Origin of the sequence: Bradyrhizobium sp. CCGUVB23 (assembly GCF_024199885.1) — a bacterium.
Taxonomy (GTDB): domain Bacteria; phylum Pseudomonadota; class Alphaproteobacteria; order Rhizobiales; family Xanthobacteraceae; genus Bradyrhizobium.
In genome coordinates this window covers 9,701,529-9,723,809 of the sequence record NZ_JANADQ010000001.1, presented here as the reverse complement: position 1 = coordinate 9,723,809, position 22,281 = coordinate 9,701,529, and the positions used below count along the sequence as shown (strand labels likewise).

General features: G+C 59.9%; 13 protein-coding genes and 1 pseudogene. 2 read left to right on the top strand and 12 right to left on the bottom strand.

Annotated features, from left to right (window positions below):
• Nucleotides 1-25: 25 nt before the first annotated feature.
• The 7 genes from NLN62_RS45720 to NLN62_RS45690 form a co-directional block, all read right to left on the bottom strand.
• The gene (locus NLN62_RS45720; RefSeq protein WP_371933148.1) at nt 26-1,318 is read right to left on the bottom strand and encodes an ABC transporter substrate-binding protein; all 1,293 of its coding nucleotides are present in this window, start codon (nt 1,316-1,318) and stop codon (nt 26-28) included.
• A 355-nt stretch (nt 1,319-1,673) separates the two neighbouring features.
• Nucleotides 1,674-3,104 (bottom strand): outer membrane protein, encoded by a 1,431-nt coding sequence (locus NLN62_RS45715; protein WP_254113870.1) that lies wholly within the window; start codon nt 3,102-3,104, stop codon nt 1,674-1,676.
• A gap of 106 nt (nt 3,105-3,210) precedes the next feature.
• Nucleotides 3,211-4,293, bottom strand: a complete 1,083-nt coding sequence (locus NLN62_RS45710; RefSeq protein ID WP_254113083.1) for a transporter — start codon at nt 4,291-4,293, stop codon at nt 3,211-3,213.
• A 477-nt stretch (nt 4,294-4,770) separates the two neighbouring features.
• On the bottom strand, nt 4,771-6,912 hold the full coding sequence (locus tag NLN62_RS45705; protein ID WP_254113869.1) for a multiheme c-type cytochrome: 2,142 nt from the start codon (nt 6,910-6,912) through the stop codon (nt 4,771-4,773).
• 958 nt (nt 6,913-7,870) lie between these two features.
• The gene (locus NLN62_RS45700; RefSeq protein WP_254113082.1) at nt 7,871-9,469 is read right to left on the bottom strand and encodes an arylsulfatase; all 1,599 of its coding nucleotides are present in this window, start codon (nt 9,467-9,469) and stop codon (nt 7,871-7,873) included.
• Between the two features lie 169 nt (nt 9,470-9,638).
• The gene (locus NLN62_RS45695; RefSeq protein ID WP_035663905.1) at nt 9,639-11,297 is read right to left on the bottom strand and encodes an arylsulfatase; all 1,659 of its coding nucleotides are present in this window, start codon (nt 11,295-11,297) and stop codon (nt 9,639-9,641) included.
• A gap of 248 nt (nt 11,298-11,545) precedes the next feature.
• Nucleotides 11,546-12,484 (bottom strand): helix-turn-helix transcriptional regulator, encoded by a 939-nt coding sequence (locus tag NLN62_RS45690; RefSeq protein ID WP_254113081.1) that lies wholly within the window; start codon nt 12,482-12,484, stop codon nt 11,546-11,548.
• A 557-nt stretch (nt 12,485-13,041) separates the two neighbouring features.
• Here NLN62_RS45690 and NLN62_RS45685 point away from each other — a divergent pair.
• On the top strand, nt 13,042-13,818 hold the full coding sequence (locus NLN62_RS45685) for a serine protease (protein WP_027525969.1): 777 nt from the start codon (nt 13,042-13,044) through the stop codon (nt 13,816-13,818).
• A 53-nt stretch (nt 13,819-13,871) separates the two neighbouring features.
• Here the strand turns inward: NLN62_RS45685 and NLN62_RS45680 are convergent, their stop codons facing one another.
• Entirely contained in the window at nt 13,872-14,879 is a 1,008-nt protein-coding gene (locus tag NLN62_RS45680; protein ID WP_254113080.1) for a helix-turn-helix domain-containing protein, read from the bottom strand.
• A 936-nt stretch (nt 14,880-15,815) separates the two neighbouring features.
• On the opposite strand from NLN62_RS45680, the gene NLN62_RS45670 reads away from it, so the two are divergent.
• Nucleotides 15,816-15,989 (top strand): hypothetical protein, encoded by a 174-nt coding sequence (locus NLN62_RS45670; RefSeq protein ID WP_156944603.1) that lies wholly within the window; start codon nt 15,816-15,818, stop codon nt 15,987-15,989.
• A 1,096-nt stretch (nt 15,990-17,085) separates the two neighbouring features.
• On the opposite strand, the pseudogene NLN62_RS45660 reads toward NLN62_RS45670, so the two are convergent.
• From NLN62_RS45660 to NLN62_RS45645, 4 genes and pseudogenes are all read right to left on the bottom strand, one after another.
• Nucleotides 17,086-17,202: pseudogene (locus NLN62_RS45660) on the bottom strand (RidA family protein); the annotation flags it as partial.
• A gap of 248 nt (nt 17,203-17,450) precedes the next feature.
• Nucleotides 17,451-19,313 carry an acyltransferase family protein gene (locus tag NLN62_RS45655; protein ID WP_254113079.1) on the bottom strand — a complete coding sequence of 621 codons (1,863 nt, stop codon included), beginning with the start codon at nt 19,311-19,313 and terminating at the stop codon, nt 17,451-17,453.
• Between the two features lie 344 nt (nt 19,314-19,657).
• Nucleotides 19,658-21,019, bottom strand: a complete 1,362-nt coding sequence (locus NLN62_RS45650) for an FGGY-family carbohydrate kinase (RefSeq protein WP_254113078.1) — start codon at nt 21,017-21,019, stop codon at nt 19,658-19,660.
• 124 nt (nt 21,020-21,143) lie between these two features.
• Complete coding sequence (locus NLN62_RS45645) at nt 21,144-22,259, bottom strand: substrate-binding domain-containing protein (protein ID WP_027525964.1); 1,116 nt, start codon at nt 22,257-22,259, stop codon at nt 21,144-21,146.
• Nucleotides 22,260-22,281 lie beyond the last annotated feature (22 nt).

Sequence of the window (22,281 nt, the reverse complement as noted above, 5' to 3'; positions counted from 1 at the left end):
CGGCAGCGAGGGACCGAGCCCTCTGTTATTGGACCAGGCACGCGCCAGTACTGGGAGGATCGGGTTGCCAGCACGACGCACCGGTCTCGCTGATCAGGCGCTTCAGCGTCTCTGCCTCGCGATCGAGAACTGGGCGCGTCTTCTGCCCCCGCAAGACGATCAGCTGGAACGTCTCCATGAACACGCTGTCGAACTCGGCGTCGCGCTCGCCGAAGCCGACCGGCGGCAGCGCCGGCAGCGCATCCTTCGCCGACTGCATCTCTGCAATTGCACCGGCGCCCATCTTCAGGCCGAGATCAAGATCCGGCGGCAACTTCGCACTCACCACCGGGAAGAAGCCGACGGTACGGGCCAAGGTGATCTGCGTTGCAGGTTGGGTCAGATAGTCGATCAGCGCCATCGATTCAGCGATGTCGGGCGCGCCCCTCACCACCGCCAGGCCGACCAGAAGCGGCATGTAGCCGCGCCCCTTGGGTCCGGCGGGCGCGGGGAAGGCGACAAATTCGTTCGGTTTCTGACGCAGCGCCCCGAGCACGCGGGCGATGTGATCGAAGCCGATCCAGACGTCGCCGGAAAGCAAGGGCTGATCCATAAAATTGTAGCCGGTCGAGTTCGGGTTGACACTCCTCCATAACGACGCGAACTGCGTCCACATCGCTTCCGCCGCCTCCGAGCGGAACGGAACCACCACCCCGCCAGTATACGACGGGTAAAGGAAGCCCTCGAAAAAGCGATGCATCAACCCATGCGGGCCTGCTGGAAAACCGAGCAGGCGCTTGCCCGTCTTCTGCTGGAGCGTTATGGCCCACGTCCCGAGTTGATCGTAGGTGAGGGCATTGATGTCCGCTCCACTCGGCAAATAGGGTAGCGCCTGTTTGTTGGCGACCATGATGTAGCCAGCCTGCATCCAGGGTATATAGAGCTGGTGTGGGGAGCCAAATTTGCCAAGTGCCAACAGTCGATTGGGGATGCCGCGGCCAGCCAGCTTGCCAGCGAGGTCATCGAGCGGGACCAACGCGCCGAGGGTCGCGAGCGGCTGCAACTCTCCATGGAGCGCTCCCACGACATCTATGTTATGCATACCGACCTGTCGTTCCGTCTCTATGCGCGTCAGAAGTCGCTGCGGCAGATCGGTGATGTAGTCGACCTCAGGGGAGAACTCCTTGAGGACCAGGTTGCGCATCTTCTGCGCCTCGCCTATCGGCCGCAGTTGGGTCGACAGAAAGACCAGACGCCCGGTTGGGTCAGCTGCATCCGCGATGGTGGCCAGCAATCCGGCGCAAACCAACAAGCCGAACCAAGCCGGTGTTCGCCGCATATCGTCTCCCTCAAACGTGCCGCGCGCTCGTTCGTTGTCGAGTCTGTCGCGGGCCAAGATCAACGGGTTGAGATTGATCGAGGCTCTTGTTGCTGCCTCCGAGGCGCGCTGCGGCGTTTCCACCCTGTCGATCATCACCCCATTAAGAGCGGGAGTATGGCGGTCTCATCCCTGTCGCTTGCCTGCGATCCCTCGGATCACTCGTCGGCCACCGGCCGTGAAAACTCCGAATCGACCGGCTGTTCGCGAGTTTGTTGTGCTCCGCAATCGCTGTGGATCGATACCGAGGTGCCACTTGCCGAAGATGGCGGTGGCGTAGCCTGCCGCGGGTCGCGATGCGAATAGCTCGCGTTCGCTATCTTTCCGGAAATAGCAGCGAGAGCTGAGCGCGCAGTTGCCAGCTTGGCGAATTGGTCGGACGAACGACGTTGTAGTAACCGGCTATGTTTGCGCTCACCGGTTGGTCGCCAATTTTGAATATCCGGCCGAAGCCGCCCCCGATCGGGACGATCCACCGCTGATCCGGTGCCGCCAGCCAGTCTGCGGTGATAACCGGTGAACTTGTCAAGTACCACCCGTGGGCCATGTTGTAGTTGATAAACGGCTGCGCAAGAAATTCATTCACATTCGGCCGCAACGGATTGCCGCCGACCGACCACTGATTGTTGAGCAGCACGCCGATCACCCAATGGCCCGGGGTCGTCAGGAAGACGGCCGTAGGGCCAGCCAATACGCGTCCGGTGCCGAGGATCGGATCAGTCGCTGACGGAACGGTGAAGACTGGACCGACACCCCAGATAAGAGCGCCCGGATGGGTGGGTGTCAAAAAGAACTCCTGAGTAATGTCGCCAATTCCATTCGTGTTGCTGTCAAATATCGGGTTGGGCTGACTGATCACCGGCATGATGGTGCGCGAGATCACGTTCCAGTCTGCGTTGACGCGCAGCGGCACGACGGGCTGGATGTTAAGCACTTCCTGGGTGCGGTTGAATGGCCCCGCGTTAAAGTTCGTGTTGCTTTGGAACGGAACGCTGACCATGTCGGCGATCGGGTTTTGTGATTTTTGGGCCAGGCTTTCGTCTTCGGAAGGTTCGCCAGAATGGCCGGTTCTTGTCGGCGCGACCGTATCGGGAAGGCCGCTGTCGAACTTGTAGTTCGCCCCGAACTTGACCATCTGAAGGTCACGGTTCAACCGGATAGGCGGCAAAGTGGGCGACGTCCAGTTTGACAGTGCAAGATAGTCGTACTCGAGCTTGATCGTCCAATGCGATTTGAAGCCGTATTCCACGCCCGCCCCTGCAAGCCAACCCGAACTTGTGGTTGATCCGGTCCAACTGACACCGGGAAAGTTCAATACTGCATTGCTGTGCACCCAGCCGCCGCCCGCCTTTGCAAAGACAAGCCAACGATCCTCCACGATGCCTGCGCGGCCAGCTATTGTCCCGATCCAATTCTGGCTCACCGAGCCGAGTGTTGGGGTCGGCAGTGCTGGGTGGCCAAACGTCGCGCCGTCGAAATCACCTTCGACGCCGAACAAGAAGTGTCCCGCCTGAAAATTGTAGCCCGCTTGAATGCCAGCAATAAACTCAGTGAGGCCGCCGTAAAAATTGTTGCTGGGAATGTTCAGGTTGCCGCTGGTCCACGCGCCACCGACATTCGCGCCAACGTAGGTTCCTGACCAATTGTAGGGTAGTTCGGGGATGGGTGGAGCCTTCACCGCCATGTCCGCGGCGTTGGCGGCAAGGCTGACGCCGATCGCAATGAGTGCGACGCTTCCGAAAAACATCGTTCTCACGACATGATCTCCCGTGTGCTAAATTTCGGTCGCCGTGCCCTCAGGGACAATCGGGCACTCTTTTTGGCTCACCTCCGAGACGGCCTAGCCGACCATTCTATTTCGTGAAAATTGGCCTCGAGGGCGTCGTCGGCGGCGTTGCTGCCGCAGGCGAAAGATTGAACGTCAGCCAGAGGTTCCAGCCCGCCGGCCGATTTTCATTGGCGAATTCGCCGTAGGCCTTCAGGTTGAGATAGCCCTGCAGCTTGTCTCCGAGCGGAAAAATGTAGCCGAGCTGCGGGCCGACGCCGGCGACCCGCGAGCGGAAGCAGCCGACGCGATCACCGGAGCCGCTGTCGCAGCCCAACTCCTGATAGAGGTAACCGACAAGGCCGACCTGCCACTGCTTGGTCAGGAATTGCGACACACCCCAGTCGAGATGCATGTCCACCCCGTTTTGATATTGGGTGGAAGGGTTTTTGAAGTTGTACGTGAATCCGAGCACCGCCGAAGCTTCCCGCCCGGTCTTTTGGTCGAAATAGGTGTAGCCGCCGCCGACGTCGGCAGCCCAGTGCCCGATCCCTAGGTTCGCAAGACGCATCGAGTCGTACCTGCCGACCGGGATGTCGCCGGTGGCGTAAACCATGTAGTTGTTGACGCCGGCATTCCATTTCATTTCATAGAATGGGATCAGGTCGCCAAATCCCACGACCGTGCTGTTGATGGCATCGGAGCGCGAGAATGGAACAGTGCCGCCGAGCGGCCCCGCCAATGTTCCTGCGAGCGTTCCCGCGAGCGAGGTCGAATTGGCCCCGTAGAGCCCTAAGAGAGCAACAGAGACCTGAGCACCCAAGACCGGTGTCGCGAAGGTGTAGGTCGGGACCATCAAGTCAACATTCACGCTTGCATTGACGTTGCCGGTGAAGCTGGCCGTCAGATTCGCGGGAACGTTGCGAATCTGGAACTCCCTCGCCAGAGCGACGTTACCGCCGGCGGAAACCGAGTCATGATAATAGATCGAAGTCACGGACCATCCGGGCGCCTGGGCGGGAACGGCCGCGAGGCTGCCAAAGAATCCCGGTATCCAAAAACTGACGCCGCCTTCATCGGCAAGAGCGCTTCGAACTGGAAGCGCGAATAGAGCGGCAAGTAATCCAATGCAAAAAAGACGCAGTGCTGACCTCGATCCAAGATCCCGCATGTGTCAGTCCCCTAATTCTTCTAAGCCCTAATTCTCCCAAGTCCCCAAGAATATGCCCACGGCGTCAACATAGTCCGGTACCGGGGGTCTGCGTCTATGCCAAATCGGCAAGCCTCCCGGCCTCCTGCTGTTTGTTCGAGACTGTGTCTCGGGTGTCACAGTTGCCGCGCACAACCCTGCCATTTTCCCACAGCGTCGCTCGACCGTCGAAAAGGTCGAGAGGCCATGGTGCGAAGTGTTGTTGAATGAGGGCTGAGCAAGGCAGCTGCCAAGCGTACTGCCGACGAAATCAGTGGGCGAAAATGGTGGATCATTCTGGTGGGCGCGCCACCGCCTAGGTGGTGCTGGCCTAGTTCTGCTGCCCGCCTAGGCGTACAGAACCGCCACTCACGATGCCGCCTCCCACGATGATAGCCCCAAAGGACCAGACTGGCACGGCATCAGCAGTGCATTCAGCCCATAGTCACGTATCGATGGCTATTGTTTCAAACGTGCGCGGAGGTCGTCGATTAGACGAGTCAGGTTGCGGTCGTTTGGCGCGAGACGGGAGAGTCGCTCGAGATAGTCGAGTGCGGTACCTAGATCTCCGGAGTCACGGCTGAAGGTCGCCAGGGCCAACAGGGTATCGCGATCTTCGGGATGCCGGGCCAGGTTTTCCTTCAGAACCGTCATCGACTCATTGATGCGGCCCGATGAATGCAGCGCCACGGCGTATACATAGGCGTAGCGCGCCCGCTCAGGTTCCAGCTCGGTCGCTTCGCGGAACTCGCTGAGTGCATCATCCGGCAACTTCTGTCGCGTCAGGGTGAGCCCGAGCGCATGGTGCAGTCCTGCGTCCCGGGGGGACGATACGATGGCTGTCCTCAGCACGCTCGCTCCGTCACCCTCACGGCCAAGTCGTCGGTACAAATCTGCGAGATTGATCGCGGCAGGCGCATATTGCGCGCTAAGGCGCAGTGCGCTCTTGTATTCGCTCTCTGCGTCGGTGGTGAGTCCGCGACTGACGAAGAAGTTTCCGAGCGCTGAGCGAGCTTCAGGTCGATCAGCGTTGAAACGTTGCGCGGCGATGAACTCGGCTGTTGCCGTCTCGTAAGCCGCACGATCGGAGACGGGCTGGTTGGCAGCGGGCACCGCAGCCAGCACCGACACTGCCCTGATACGAACGCCACGGCTTGAATCGGAGAGCAGGGGTGAGACCAGGGGCCAGAGCCGGTCGCCTGGAAGGCCGTCGAGCATCTCGAGGGCACCAATCCGAACCATCGGATCAGGATCGGCCAAGCCCTTGCGGGCAAGCTCGATATTAGCGGGCGAGACCCGGGATCGAAGTTCGCTCAAAGCGCTTGCTCGCGCGATCGCCGGCATTGTGGGGCTAGCTGCAACGAACGCCAGCAGAGCGGCCGCGTCGCTACGATCAGTCCAAGAAGCCTGGAAGGCCTCAGCGTAATTCTGGAAACCTTTTCGACCCGGCCCATGCCAGCGCTCGACTGCATCGGTCGCCCATTGTGCGGATTTGTCGACGTGACAATTGTTGCAGGCGTTCGGCGTGCCAAGTTTCACGGAAAGATCCGGCCTGGGAATTCGAAGGCTGTGATCATGCCGCTTGTCAACCACCATATAGGTGCTGACCGGCATATGGCAGGACGCACAGGTGACTTTTGGTGTCACGTCACTGTGGTGGGTATGGGATGCAACCTCATAGCTGTCTGAAGCGTGGCACTGCAAGCACACGCCATCGTCGGACGCGCGCAATTTGGCGGCGTGCGGCTCGTGGCAATCGCTGCAGGTGACGCCAGCTGCAAACATCTTGCTCTGCTTGAACGAGCCGTAGTTGTAGACTTCGTCGAGCATCTGCCCGTCGGCGTGATAGAGGCCGCGGGCCAGATTGGAGACCTGGTGCGTGTCGGATAATGGCCGCCCTGGTATCCAGTCCTCGGAAAATTGTGCCCGTCGCGCATGACACAAGCCGCAGGTCTCGACTTCCCGGCGTATCGCAGCAGGGGAGACGTTGCGTTGCGGATTGCCGGTCTTGGGATCGCGGTTCCAAATCACGCCGTCCCGCTCGTCGAGAAACACGGCAAGGCCCTTCAGAGGGTCTTTATCCCGCCCGAATGGCCACCAGCTCCGCTGACTGTATGCCCAGTTGACGTGTCGTGAGCCCTTGCCGTGGCACGCCTCGCAGCCGACGCTGATCTCCGCCCAGTTGGTGTGGAACCGGTCGTTGGCCGTGTCGTAGTTCTTTTGCACGCCGGTCGAATGGCACTCGGCGCACATGAAATTCCAGTTTTGATTGAGCTTGGTCCAATGCAACACGTCGTCGTGTTTGATCGCTTCATTTGGATAGAGATGAAACCAGCGTTGGCCGCCCTGGTCCTTCGGCCGGTTGTCCCAGGCGATTGAAAGTGCCTGTATGCGGCCATCCGGAAATTCGACCAGATATTGCTGGAGGGGGGCGATTCCGAAGGTATATTTCGCCTCGAAGGTCGCAAGCTTGCCGTCGGCGCCGTCGGTCTCGACGAAAAATTTGTTCCCTGTTTTGAAGAAGCGGGAATGGACGCCGTAGTAATCAAAGCTCGCATCGTTGAAGTCACCGAGCACGGAGGCGGCACTGGCGTGCTGCATGGCGTGCCGGTGCTGGGACCCGGCCCACAACGCTGCTTCAGTCTTGTGACATTCGCCGCAGGCTTCGCTGCCGACGAAGGCGGGAGCAGTGGCCGCACTCGTGCGATGTAGCGTCTCGGGCAAGCCGGCTCTTTCCTCGCCGAGGAGGAAGACGCCCAGGCTACCTATCGCGATCGCTGCAATTGACGCAAACACTGCAATCCGCAGCTTCGATGTCCGAGAGCGATGGGGTTGGGCGCTGACAGCTTCGTTCCGAGCGTCCGCGGCTGGCCTCGATGGGGCGGCGCGCTCTGACGGCTCGTCGCGGTTGCCGGTTCGTCCCTTCTTGCGCGCCACTGGCCCTACTCGCTAGACCTCGCCGACCCTTTAGAAGGGTAGATTGATCAAAGGATTCGGTGCGGGCTATGCAAATTCGGCAATTCAGAGCATTCCGGTCAGAAGGCTCCATGTTCCGCGGTGCCAAGGTGAATATGACGCGTGCCAAGCGATCCCTTTTCTCACCACCCGTAGCCATAGCCTTGATAGCAGCCGTTCACCCAGCCGTAGCCGTCCCAAACTAGACATTGGTCATAATCCGCATACGGTTTGCGAGCGCGGCCCCGGCGCCATGCGGGGAGCGCTATCTCAGTTGCTCCACCTTCGCTGCCATGTCGGGGTAGCGACTGATCCTGTACGTGGCGTTGCTGCATTGCAAAACCCAAACCTCGTAGTCCGGTCTTGATCGCTTCGCGTCTCGTATCGCGCGCTTGGGTTGTTCGCACGCAACGCCTTGAGTCCGGATCTGTGCTGCCAGCATGTCCTTGACTGTATTTCCAGGCAATGGGCTCCCGGATGGGTTTGTCTGCGCCAATGCCGGCTCCGTCGGGAGCGGTCCGGATAAGGCGGGCAACATCGTCAAGATCGAAACCAGAAGGCGACGGTTCGTGCGATAGTGCAGGAGAGAGAGCAAAGTCACCTCCTAATTCGTCGATGGGGGGAGCCTCAGCTTTTCCATCGCCTGCTCGACCGAGAAGCTGCCGGGCCGCTGGCGCGGGGGGAATTCGCGGAAGCTTGCGATATGTTGCGCCACGATCGCCTGCGCCGGCACAAGCAGGAAGGCGTGTTCAATGAACCATCGCACGTAGTCGCCCGATTCGTGCTGCGACCGCTCGAAAGGATCGGATCGCAGGTTAAGCAATCTGGGTAACCGCAGCTGCTGCAGAGGCTCCGCCCAGACATCGAGACCGTGGGCACGCTGCTCTAAAAACACCGCCTTCCACTGATCGTAGCGCAAGCCGGCCAAGTTGCCGTCGTCGGTCCAGTAGAAGAACTCGCGGCGCTTGTCCGCGCCCTTGCCTGCGAGCAGATCGCGCTGGTCGTATCCATCGAGGTGAACCTTGAAATTTCTGCCCGCCGCGTCATAGCCCTGCAACAGCTTGTTTTGGATATCGGGTTCGCCGGCCGCGGCGACCAGCGTGGTCGCCCAATCCTCGGCAGAGAAGATATCGTTGATCTCGCTGCGGGGAGGGACCAGTCCAGGCCATCGCACCATCGCAGGCACACGATAGCCGCCTTCCCAATTGGTGTTCTTCTCGCCCCGGAAGGGGGTTGCGCCGCCGTCGGGCCAGGAGAATGTTTCGGCGCCGTTATCGGTGGTGTAGATCACGATCGTGTTGTTGGCGATGCCGAGGTCGTCGAGCTTCTTCAATAGCTGTCCGACCTGCCCGTCATGCTCGACCATGCCGTCCGGATAGAGGCCCAAGCCGGTCTTGCCTTGTGACTCCGGCTTTAGCCGGGTCCAGATGTGCATCCGGGTCGGATTGAACCAGACGAAGAACGGCTTTCCGTCGCGGTTGGCGCGTTCGATGAAATCAGTGGAGGCCTTGATGAACTCCTCGTCGACTGTTTCCATGCGCTTCTTGGTGAGCGGCCCGGTATCTTCGCATTTTTGTTTGCCCCAGGGACCAAAGCGTGGATCGTCACCCGGCGTGTCGGTGGTCGTTGCAATGCATTTTAGGACGCCGCGCGGACCGAACTGCGCCCTGAACGCCGGGTTCTTCGGATAGTCTGCGTGCTCCGGTTCATCCTCGGCATTGAGATGATAGAGGTTGCCGAAAAACTCATCGAAGCCATGTACGGTCGGCAGGAATTCGTTGCGATCGCCAAGATGGTTCTTGCCAAATTGTCCCGTCGCATAGCCCTGTGGCTTGAGCAATTCGGCAATCGTCGGATCCTTGTCGGATAATCCCTCTTTCGCCCCGGGCAGGCCAACCTTTAAAAGTCCCGTGCGCAGCGGGCTTTGTCCGGTAATGAATGCGGCGCGCCCGGCAGTGCAGGATTGCTGACCATAATAGTCGGTGAAGATCGCGCCCTCGTTGGCGATACGATCGATGTTGGGCGTGCGATAGCCCATCTGTCCCCGGTTATAGGCGCTGATGTTCCAGTACCCGATGTCATCGGCCATGATGACGAGGATATTAGGTTTCTGCGGCTGCTGTGCAGATGCCGGTGCAAGGATTGCGGTTGCAGCTACAAGAACCGCGAGCAACCTGAGGAATGTGTTTTTCGGATTGCACATGATCAATCCTCCAAACCCGGCTCGGAGCCGGCTCAACAGATCTGCGAGCTCTATTGGATTCTTGATCCAATAGAGCTCGCGTCACTCGTGCTGGAAAGCTTCATCACTTCAGTGGTCGTGATCGGGCTCGGTCGGGGCGCGCCCGATCACATCATGGCGCTTTGCGCAGCTAGTCGCTCGCTCCACTGGCATTGGCCTTCTTGACCTCGTCCAGCACCTGGCTGAGGTTGTAGCTCTCCGGCGCCTGCAGCGGCGGGAACTTCTCGTAACTCGTCAGGTGCGCCAGCCACAGCCGCTGACCGATTGGCAGCATGTTCCAATCGTACTGGAAGGCGGTCGCCGGGGAGCCGAGCGCCCCGCCCAAGCTCATCGCCGTCTTCTGGTCGATGCCGACCGCCTGCTCGAACGGATCGCGCTTGATGTTCTGGACGAGCGTGAAGTGGAACGGGATCAGCGGCATGATCCAGCCAGCCGGCCCCGGCTGCGACATGGTGTAGTACATCTTCCAGTTCTTGTAGCGCACCGCGGACGGCGTCGCGCCCGAGAAATAGAAGAAGTGGTCTCGAGCCGACTTGTCCGACTTGCCTTCGAGGTAGTCGCGCTGGTCGAAGCCGTCGAGGGTCGTCTTGACGATGCCGGGGTACTTCCCTGCCTCGATCTGCTGCTTCAACTCGTCGCCCTTGGGTCCACCGGCAATATTGACCAAGGTGGGCACCCAGTCGAGCGCCGCGAAGAGCTGGTTCTTCACCGTGCCCGGCTTGATGACGCCTGGCCACTTGATCACCATCGGTGCGCGGTAGCCGCCTTCCCAGGCTTCGCCCTTCTGGCCCTTGAACGGTGTCACGCCGCCGTCCGGGAAGGAGATCGCCTCGGCGCCGTTGTCGGTGGTGAACACAACGATGGTATTGTCGGCCTGGCCCATGTCGTCCAGTTTCTTGAGCACGACACCGATGTTGTCGTCCATCTGCTTCATGCCGGCTTCGTTGACGCCCCAGTCCTTACCGCCGCGCTCGCCCACCATGGCCTCGTACTTCGGCGGCAGTACGGTGACGACGTGCATGCGCGCCGGGTTGTACCAGACGAAGAAGGGCTTATTGGTCTTCTTCGGATCGTTGCGGTCGAGGAAGTCGACGACCTTCTCCGAGATCTCCTCGTCCACCGTCCTCGAGCGGTCGAGCGTCAACGGGCCCTCATCGCTGCACATCTGGCTCTTGGCCGTGCCGTCCGGAGATTTGCACCAGAGGACGTTGCGCGGGGGCGTCAGACACAGCGTGGTCTTGGGATCGACTGCGCCGGGCACTTCCGGCACGCCGGGAATCGGCGTGTTCTTGCACGGCGGCGCAACCGTCTGTTGGAGCGGAGTCTTGTTGATGTCAGGGAAACTGACCTGCTGCATCGCATCGAGGTGGTACAGATAGCCCCAGTATTCCTGGAAGCCGTGAGCGGTCGGCAGGGCCTCGGTGTGGTCGCCGAGATGGTTCTTGCCGAACTCGCCCGTGTTGTAGCCGAGATCGAGCAGGAACTGGGCGAGCGCAGGCGTGCCGGGCCGCAGGTAAGACGGGCTCCCCGGGAGCTGCGGCGGGATCATGCCGGTGCGCAGCGGATACATGCCGGTGAAGAACGCGTTGCGACCGGAGGTGCAGCTCTGCATGGCGACGTAGTCCACGAACATCGCACCTTCGTTACCGATGCGATCGATGTTCGGCGTCTCGCCAACCATCAACCCGCGATGATAGATGCTCGGCTGCATCCATCCGATGTCGTCGCCCATGATGAAGAGGATGTTGGGCTTTTGTCCCTGCTGGGCGGAGGCAGGAATGCTCGCCATTGTCGTGGTGGTACACAACACGACAAGAGCGCCCCAGATTGTTCTGAACATGCTCATGGTTGCTTCCCTTGATGTCGGGCTGCTGAAGCTGAAGCGCGGGCCGCAGCCTTCGCCCACCTCCACCCGCCGACCGCGCCTTTGCTCTTTATCCATGCGGGATCGTGCCCCGCGCATTCGGTCGACGCTCTCGCGACTGGAAAATTCGCCGAAGCGCCGTGGGTGCGCTATGCGATTTCGGCAGCTTGCTCCTAACTTTGCGGAGCCTGCTGCAGTGTGACCGAAGGCGATTCACCGAAGGTGATGCGATACGTCACCGCGAACCGCCCAAGTTCGAGGAACTGATGATTTCGGGCGACTTCCGACACGCTCGTTGTCGAAGGATCGGCACGTCGCAACGCGGCGCGAGCCTTGTTCAATCGTCGCAATAAGAGATATCGCGTGGGGCTTACGCCAAAAAATTCAGTGCAGCACATGCGCAGTGTTCGCTCTGGCACGCCGATCTCTGCACAAAGCGCGGACATGCTTAGCTTTTGGTCGAAGCGTTTGCTTATCGCTTCTTCGAAACGAGCGATCACTGCGCCGTGATGGAGTCTAGTCTTGGGATTGTCGCCCGTCTCGTTGGCGGCCAGGCAATTGATCGTCGCGTGAAGTAGTTCCCGCTCCAGCGCTCTTGCCGCCTCGGGAGCCAGTTTTTGCCTTTCCGCAAGGCGGCAGGCTTTCGCAAAAAGACGCTGGAATCTCAATGCCTCCGCCGGCGCCGGGCGGAGTATCTTGCTTGTGTGCGGCGGCGTAATCGTCCGACCCGTCAATGCCTTGCTGCAACTCCCAAGTACCCCAGGAGATAGCGCGATCAAACCCCATTGGCATGCGCCGTTGGTTTGTTGATGCGTGGGGCGGCCACGACCGTGCAAAACGACGTCGCCGCTACGCAAAGTAAATCCGTCGGATATGAGAGAGTCCGCATCCACTGGAAACGACAGGAACGTTCGCTCCGTGGGTAGCGAGACACAGGCAAAGCGCGGAAGGTTCTCGCAACACAGAGAGACTTCCAGATCCTTCAATTTCAGCCGTGTCAGCCGTGCCTTGAAATCGCCGGCACCTGTTATCGTGAGATTGATACATGCATCGGCGAATCCGGCTGAGTAACTATCGGGATCGCCAAAGGTAAGTATGCAAGTCTCTGCCATGTGTCCCGTCCCGTTGGACCGGCGGACAGTTCTTGCGACCAGTTGAATTACGGGTCTCACCGCACGCAGGAGTATCAGGCAACTGACCGCCTTCGGCTATGCAGGTTCGGAAGTTCGGTCCGGCGGGTGGAATGTGACGAATATGCAATTCCGGCAAGCTGTGATCTCGTCAGGCTGCGCGCCGTTTGTCTTCAGATGAGGCGCAAGCACAACGCCCGTGACAAATTTGAAGGGAGCAAGCAAGAAAGAAAGCGCGAAACTGAACGGAGATTAAAGCTAGAGTTGCAGCTATGTGCCGGGTTTATGGAGATACCGCGCTCTCCGCCAGCGTCACGTTCGGTTTGCCGCGGCATTGGCCCGGCTAAGCTCTCCGCATAGGCGGCCCCAAAATCCATTCTTCCTGGTTGTATTCCAGCAGGAGCATCTGTGACAAATGCGTGACAGTGCGGCGCGAAACGTCCCGGATTCCGGAGAGCCCTTCTGGATAAGTCGATCTTTCCTATTGCCCCGTCGCAGAGTTCATCTTCCCCTCAGTCTGGGGAACAGGGGACATTGCGATGCATCGACATACCGCTTGGCGGTTGCTTTTTCTTTTCATTGTTCTTGCAAGCACTCGGGTCAGTGCAGCGTGCATTGATCCCGCGCAGCTTGCACACTCGACCGTCAGCATCATGCGGTATTGGGATGACGCGGAGCGCGACGCGCATCCCAACGTGGTCGGCATCCGGGGCACTGGTTGGTTCCTGTCCCCGGCGACGATCGTCACCGCCGAACATGTCGCCGGAGCGATGAAGCTCTCGACAGAGGAGTGGAGGCCGCTCGAGATCAGGGACGAAGATGGCGCCCAGTTGATCGGGGCGCGCATCCAGCGCCTGGCGGGAGACGCCGCAGAAAAACTGGCCGTGATCGAACTCCAACAGCCCGTTTCCACCGCGCGGAGCTTTGCGATCCGGAGCAAGCCGCTCGTGCCGGAGGAGCAGGTCATGACGTTCGCCTATCCGGCCGGCCGCCCGCACCTCGTAGAAGGGCGGTTCGTTCGATTGGGAGATGGCGGGAAGCTCGACAGCATGGCGCTCCTGGAAATCTATGAAGGCGAGAATCGCTTCGTCATCGATCACGGCGCTTCAGGAGCGCCGGTGGTCGATTGCGACGGCCGCGTCGCTGCGGTCATCAGCAATGTGTTCACGCAAACTTTGGTGTGGGCTTCCCGCCAAATACGAATCTCTACGGCATGGGGAATGCCCAACGTCGTTTCTGTGCCCGTCCAGGCGCTCGATGAGGCTGCTCTAGCCGCTCCGACGCTTGTTCCGCCGCAAGGGAAGGCGGACGATTGAGGCCGATCGCAGTCCGGTCCGGCTACGGCATTTCCGGGGTCCCTGTATCTGGCTCAAGCGACCGGCAAGTGTGTGACTGCCAGCGATGAGGGACGATCGTGATGGACTTCCGGCTGCTCCGCAGGACGGCGCAGCGTATACGAGGGTGTCTCTCCGAACAGCAGATTGTAGGCAACCGAGAAACGCCCGAGTTCCCAAAAGCCATGGTCCGTAACGATCTGCGTAACAGTCGCCTTCCACGGATCTGAACTCAGGAGCGCCCGCCGCACGAGGTGCATTCGGCGCAAGGTGAGATAGCGGATTGGGCCCATGCCGAGATGCTCTTTGCAGGAGGCGCGAAGCGATCGCTCGGCAACACCGATCGCCGCGCAAATTTCGACGAGATAAAGCGGCCGGCTGGGATTTGCTTCCAAGAACTCTTCAAACTGTGCCACGATGATCTCGTGGCGACGGCCCCCGGCGCTTGGCTCGACGGCAGCGCCTTCGGCGAGGCACCTCACCATGAGATGAATGAGCTCATGCTCTAACGACCGAAGCACTTGCGGCAACTCAAGAATATGCGGATTATCATGGGCAAGCTGCCCGACGCTCTTGTGCAACTTTAACAGTCGAACCGTCAGTGCAGACTGTGGGCGAACGATTTGCGTTTGCCGCGTTTTCGGAAACTCACGGCCGATTATTGTCTCAGCAGCAGCATCCAGATCATCAATCGGAAGAGACATTGTTCCGTAGTGAAGGTTGGCGTCGGATCGTTGATGTACGACATCGGACCGGTTCACTATGATGTCGCCAGGCAAAATCTCGACGCCACAGTGCAGGAATCGTGACGAACCGGGTTCGGAAAGAAAGCCGATCGATCTACGCCCGGGCTTGACCGCGACAGTGTTGACCTGAGGAAGGGACACATGGAACCGATGAACCAGGAGCCTGTTCATGCCGATCTGTGTGATCTCGGCATGGAAACGTCCCCTCACGGTCGGGATCAGTTCGAGTTGTGCAGACCGAATGACTGCGGAGCACGCCGACGGTTCGGTAAAATCAAATACTCTACTCCACGCCACTGCTATCCTCCCCTGAAAAAAACAGAGGCCGTTACCTGTCGGACAATAAGTGCGCCAGCATCCGTGGAATTGGCTTCGGATCGCAAAAGCAGAGCAGGGTGATCGCGGCGACACCCAAATGGGGGTTGTATTTTAGCCCCTTCTTACTTGTGATGCGTGCACCACTTTTGACATAAATCAATGCGGGAATTGTGACATGAACGGCGACGTTGCTGCGCAACACAGTTAGCTCAACATCTTATGGGCGTTCGCTGCTCCCAAACGGAAATCGCTTCGCGTCGACGACGGTCCAAGGGTTCGTAGCTGCGATGTCGGGCGCGACATCGAGCCAACCTCCCACGGTTCAAGGCGCGCATGATGCCGATGCGGGCGAACATCGTCGGGCTGCCTCGCTCTGCGACCAGGATCAGCGCCTCCATGGCGGCCTGCCATTCTGGCCGATCATGCACCGCCTTCGGCAGCGCGGCGATGTACTCGCCTGCATCGCGTAGCGTGACGAGCTTCCGCCGCCAACCTCTATCGGCCCCTAACCGCGCGGGTACGCAGGTCGAGCATCAGACCATCCCGCTCGGCTACGAGAGACGTTCCTGGAACTGCAGTTGCGCGACAACACGAATCCGTAAGTGATGAAGGTTAAGGACGCGCACGGCCGCGTGTGTCTGCGCCGTATGTCGGTAGATGACAGCAGTGCTTTGTTGTCCACAGTGTCGATCGCGACACACCGCATTCGCGCGACTCGTCGTAGGCTCTTGTGGCGTCCTTCATGGCGCTTTCTCCCTTAGCCTTGAGCCCGTCGCGAATGGCGGGCTTCCTTAAAACGTGCAGGTGACATAGGACAGAGCTTGTCACTCGCGGTGAAGCGCTTCCTTAGGCAAGTTAGCAGCAAGAGCTCCGCTCCCATTGGCGTCGTTTGTACATTGCGAAGGAGGGACTACGATGTTGGACGCTGCCGCGCTGCGCGAAGATCTCGCCGCAATGGAAAAGCAAATCCGTTTTAATCCCAACGACTATGATCTAATCAACAAATACCTGACATATGCCCGCAAGGTGCGTGAGATCGAACATCGCGAAAACGGCTATGTGACTGCACGGAGGGAGCATCAAAATTAGATCCCCGGTGCACGAGGGAATTGTAATAACGCAGCAGAATTTGTTGAGAGCCTCACCGTTACAGAAGTTTCGCTTCTCAATTGCGGGCATGGTGGACAGTAAAGAACAGGCCCCAGCTCAGGGGGGAAAGCTGGGGCCATTCACGCGGGTCCCTGACACTCGGGGATCAGGTAACGTATTTACAATCTGCTTCCGAAGGTCTCGTTCCTTCTAAGCTCAAAGAATCGCAATCTGAGACGATCCTTGCGCTTCTGATCCTGTGTCTGCTGAGAGGCAACTGGTTCTGGTCCTTTTCGGCCATTGCTCAACGCCTTCAACTGAGGGCTTAAGTCCAAAAGTGAACATTCGTTCCGGGGCAGTCCATATCCGAGAAACACAAAATCCACTGCGTGAAGGTGTCATGGGTGGCGGTCAGGTCGTCGCCGTGTCCGGCCGGTCACCGGGAGCATCTGTCGGCTGTGTCCCTTGCGGGGAGCCTCGCATTCCAGCCTGGGAGCGTGTCCTTTCGGGGCCCTTTGGTCCAAGCACGCGAGGCCACTGCCGCGGCGGCCGAGCGCAAACAATGCACCGTTGCGAGCCCGCACCGATCGCGCAGGAAGCGAAACCGCCAGCCGCTGGCGGGCTATCCTTTAGGGAATGCTAGAAACAGGTTCACCATGAACCAGAGTATGGGCGCCCATATCAGGGCGAGTATCAGGCCCATGAAGATCTGGCAGGACCGACTTGTAGGTTCGTTTGTGCCTCGGCCAACCATGATCAGACCATCGAAGGGCTGCCCCGGCTCACCACAAAACAGATATGAGGACCACCAAGCCGCCCGCGGCCAGTATCCAGGACAGCAAATGGATCATCCGTGTTCGGTCGCGCGTCATGTTGCGCCTCCGGCTCCCGCCCATCTCGAAGCAGGCGCCTGAGCGGGAGCAGACCATTGAGCCAGATCAAAGCTGCCCTTGGTGTGCAGAATCGGCCGGAGTCTGATGCGCGGCCATAGGCGCCCAGGGGCGCCGGTAGATCTCGATACCGGACAACCGCGCCAGACCTGGCTCGCCGTAAGCGACGAGCCGGCCGCCTTGGTCTGCGGTCGTTACTGGCATCTCGTCATGGTCGGGTAGTCGTAACCGGTGGTGCTGGCGGCGAAGTCGCTGTCGATCACGGCGCCGCTGTAGCCGGCGGTCTTCTCGAAGGAGGAGCCGGTGGAAATCAGGCGACGCAACTGTTCGACCTCGACTAAAGGGGTGTTTTGCTGGGGGTATTCGAGGCCCTGCGCAGGCGGCGAAAGGGGCTCAGCGCGGCTGCTGCATCATCAGCCAGAATGGGCAGTGTGGGGCCTTCTTGATCTTGGCTTCGCCCACCCGATTGTCCTTACATCGGTTCGATCCGGCCTGGATTTTGGGGAGTTGGGGAGGGGATAAGGAGATGCGAGACATGCGGAGCGTCGCATTGAGCCTTGAAGGAGCGACATCACTTGTCTCTTGGTCGCAAGGCCTTGAGGAGCTTGCCCTCGATTGAATCGATGAGGAATATCGAGCCGTCCTCAGTGAGGTGCACGCTGTCTATGGCCGCAGGAGAATGGTCGTTTAAACGTGTGAGACATCCATCGGCATTGCAAAATACCTGCCAAGCCGAAATGTATTCGGCACCTTGTTGTGTGAAGAACATGCGGGCCTGTTCGTCATCCCAAAGGTTGTTCACAAAACTGCTAGATCGTGCGGGCAGTAACTGTCTGCGCGTGATGTAGTAGCTTAGGGCCTGCTCCGGTAAACCGCGCTTCCACGATGGTACCGGGCCTAATACAATTATTCTTGGACCGATCAGTTTCAATGCAGCCAGCGTGTTGCTCCAGCCTGTCCTCGTGCTTACGTCGAGAGGGCCATTTGCGTGCAGCAGGACGACGTCGGGTCGAATAGAGCTGAGGATTTGTCTCACACGCCCATTGTTTTCCGCGCAGGCGACAGAAATCGGACCGCTCAGGAGCGGCATACAAGAGCTGGCGGTAACTTGAACAAGTCCGGACGGCTGACGCGACTGGAGAACTCGGAGCCCGGGCATCAGCGATCCAGCTGTGGAATCACCCCATACGGATAAGAGCGGGCGAACGTGCTCGAAGCATTCATCGGCGAACTCTGTTTGAGATCCCAAGTCCAGCAGACATCGGCCGAATCGCCATGCGATTGGCCGCTCCGCTGCAGCCGCTCTCAACTCAGGTGGAAAGCGGCCGGAGAAACCGTCGGATTGGACTACCACGAATCCGGCAATTGCTGTCGCCAGCATGCCGCCGGCCAGCAGACCAATTCTCTTGCTGCTCAACGCTCCGAAACGGATTGGCGTCTCAATGAGGGCAAATGTAGCCCAAGCGAGGGCATAGGAAGCAACAACGGCCAAGCCGCGCTCTAGCAAGGTCAGTGGCAGGAACTTCACGGCAGCAGACAGCACCAAGACGGGCCAATGCCACAGGTACAACGGATAGCTTATCTTGCCGGTAAGCACCGTGGCACGATTAGAGAGCATGAGAGCAGCCAAACGACTTCTTGCGCCACCCGCGATGACCAGCATCGACCCAGCGACCGGCAAAGCTGCGCGCCAACTCGGATAGTCCGCCTTCTGATCGATCAAGAGAGAACTCGCCACCACTAAGGCCAGCCCAATTGCAACCACAGCATCTGGATTGGCAACGCGCGCGAGGGGCGCGTGCCGTTCGCGCCACGCAAGGATTGCCCCGGCCATCAATTCCCACGCTCTAGTGATCGGAGAGTAAAAATCCAGATCGCGATGGTGATCGAGGAGGACCGAAACCCCGAAGGATAGCGCACCGACGAGCAATATCGCGGTCCACCATCGACGTGGGGCCGCAAGGAGCGATACAGCGAGGGGCCACAGGATGTAGAACTGCTCCTCTACCCCAAGCGACCAAAGGTGGAGCAGCGGGAATGTATGCGTGTCCGGGCTGAAATATCCTGACTGAAACCAAAAATAGAAGTTCGCGGCGAATACTGAGCTCGCGGCAACTTGCGCTCCAAGGCGAACAAAGGAATCCGGCAACAATATAAACCATGATGCCAACAGAACCGTCGACATAACAAGGATAAGGGCGGGGAAAAGCCGTCGTATGCGCCGCGTGTAGAACTGCGTGACCGTGAATGACCCTTGCGCGACTTCATCGAAGATAATTCCGGAGATGAGATATCCAGAGATCACAAAGAAGACGTCAACTCCGATGAACCCACCGGGGACGTACTCTGGATAGGCGTGAAAGAAGACAACGGCCGATACGGCAACGGCGCGCAGCCCGTCGATCTCCGGCCGGTAACCCGGTGCCTGTCCCATTGGTCCGCCTGAATGCTATGCAACACATCCAGTATTTCGCGACATTTTCGGGGCGCGGTGGAAGCGGGCGAGGCCGGTTCCCCTTTCGACGATCGGGCTAGCACCTGACAAATCACTGATTTGCCCGACCTGGAGAAGAAATTTACTTCGATCGCCTGCTGCGCCTCGCCAATCGCACGCCAGCACCGCTCCCGTTCTCCGGAATGAACTCGACGCCGGCCTTCTCGAGGCGGCGACAAGTGCTTGGCCGGTTTCGGCGCGGCCGCCAATTGACCCATCGACCGATTCCAACTGCTACGCCAGGCGAAGATCAAGGCACGAGAGGCCAAATGCAGCGATCGGGGTTAGCGATCGATCAGGCCGATCTGCGCCGTCCAAACGCCACGATAGGCGTCAAGCCCGGTGATCGGAGCTGCGGGGACGGGCATCGGCGCCGCGATGGGGTAGGAAGGCGGCCATTGCGCAAGCATTGCGGCACCGCGCGCCGTGCCTGCGGCGTCTTCCGCTGCAAAGACGCGCTGCGTCGGTCGTAACGCGCCGACGGTCTGACAGAAGGGAAGATTGCCGGCGAAGGTCCCTTCGACGATGAGATCGCCGCTGGTTGCTCCCATGCGCGTCAGCATCAGATCGCTGACCAGGGCGCAATAGAGCGTCGCAAGCGCGGTTCGATCGCGCGCTGCGACTTCGCCGCGGATCACGCCTTTGGTCGTCGCATAAGGTCCGCCATGGCCGGAAAAGCAGGGCAGAGCCATCGCGCCCGAGGCGACGACGCGTTCGATCGCGTCAAGGTCAGGATTGCCGCCGCCCGCGATGACGGCGTATTCACGCCCGCCCATGAAGCGCCCGCAGGCGATGGGGCGGCCGAGCGCGTCGACGTTGGCGAGCGTGTCGTCGCGAGGATCGAGCTGATCGAGTGAAAGGCCCACGCTCATCAGGATCACCCAGGTCCCGGTCGACAACACGGTGAACGGCGCCTGGCGCGAGACGAGGTAGGGCAGAAGTGAAGCGTTGGAATCGTGGATACCGCAAAAGACTCGCGTTTCAGGCGCGAGCCCGGTCAGGGCGGCGATTTCAGGCTGAATCGGACCGAGCGGATCGAAGGCGCGGCGGAGCGGCGGCAGCAAGTGGTCGACGCTGAGAGCTTTGACGAGGCTCGAGATCTGTCCCTGCCGCGGCGCCCAGAGGTCGGTATGGGCGCCGAGGGTCGTGATTTCAGAGACAGCGATGCCGCTCAGGCGCCAGGTCCAATATTGCGGGTAGCCAACGAAATACCTCGCATCGGCAAAGAGGTCCGGACAGCGCCACTTCTGATAGGCGAGCTGCCGGCCGAGATTGAGACCGGCTGGCAGTCTCGGCGACAGGCTCTCCGAAAAGGGCGGCCGCAGGCTGGCATAGTCGGGCTCGATCACTTCTACGCCCGTGAATTCGTAGTCCATGACCGGAGCGGCGAGCGCGCTCTCGCCGATCAAGGCGCCGGCAGCGCCATGCGCGGTCGGAACGATCGCACTGATCTGATGCGAGCGTGCGGCCTCACGAAGCGCATCGAGAAAGAAGTTCCACGCGTTCTCAACATCTTCGTGCGGATAGGGCGGGCCCGGCCGGATGCAGTTGGGCGCCGACTTTTCCCAGAGAAGTCGGCCGTCATCGAACAAGGCAAGCTTTACATTGGTCTTGCCGATGTCGAGGACTGCGACCGTCTGGCTCATCGTCAAGCTACATCTCAACAAGCAACGTCACGCGTGTCATGGCCGGCTTGTCACGGCGATGACAACGAGGGCCGAAAGTGCGTCGCCCGGCCGCGTTCTGCGGCGGCCAGGCGACGAGCCTAAGTCAGAAATCGAAGTCCTTGATGTTCTGCTTCGTGAAGATGAAGGGCGAGCCAAGCAGGATCTCACTGCCATTGACCACGTTCAGCTTGCCGAGCTTGCCCGCGTCCACCGAGGTCGCGCCGGGCTTCAGGGTACCGTCGACGACGGCACGCATCACGTAGGTCGCGGCATAGCCGAGATCGACCGGGTTCCACAGCACGACCGACTTGACGCAGTCCGCGTTGACATAAGGCTTCATCGCATTCGGCGTGGCAAGGCCGACCACCGCCACCTTGCCGCAGAGCTTGGCCTTGGTCACGGCCTCCGCCGAAGCCGGCGTCGCGACCGAAGTCATGCCGAACAGGCCAGCAAGCTTGTCGCCATGCTTGTTGATCAGCGTCGTGGCCTGGTTGAAGGACAGGTTGTTGTCCTCCTGCGCTTCGACTGTCTCCAGCCATTTCAGCTTGGGGTGACACTTCTGCGCATAGGCCCACATCTCGGCGATCCAGCGTGCCTGGTTCGGCGTCGTGAACGTCGAGGTGACGATCGCGAAGCTCTTGTCTTCGCCGGCCTCGTTGGCCATCGAGTCGATCATCGACTTGGCGATGCCGTTGAACTCGGCCTGGTTGACGAACCATTCGCGCGCGTCCGGCGTCGAGTTGGCGTCGTAACCGACGACATGGATGCCTTTCGACAGGGCCTTCTTAAGCACCGGCGCGATCGCCACCGGATCGTTGGCAGCGAAGAGAATGCCGTCGACGCCGCTGGTGATGTAATTGTCGATGAACTTGATCTGTTCGTCGATCTTGGCTTCGGTCGGGCCGTCGGTCTTCACCGTGACATTGCCGAGCGCCTTGGCGGCCTCCTGCATGCCTTTCGACGTCGCGTTGAAATAGCCGATGCCGATCAGCTTCGGCACGTCAACCAGCGTGATCGGTTTGCCGGCCTTGTCGGCCGCATTGGTTGGCCGGCCGCCGTCATAAGGCTTGGCCGCTGGCGCGGCGTTGGCCTCGCCAGCCGCACAGGCAAGCGGATTGACCGGCAGGTCGTCCGCGCCGTCCCATCTCTTGTCCGCTGCCGAGGCCGTTCCGGCCAGAAGCGTCGCGCTGAGAAATGCAAAGGCTAATCCGAGCTTCATCTTGTTGTCCTCCCATGTTTAA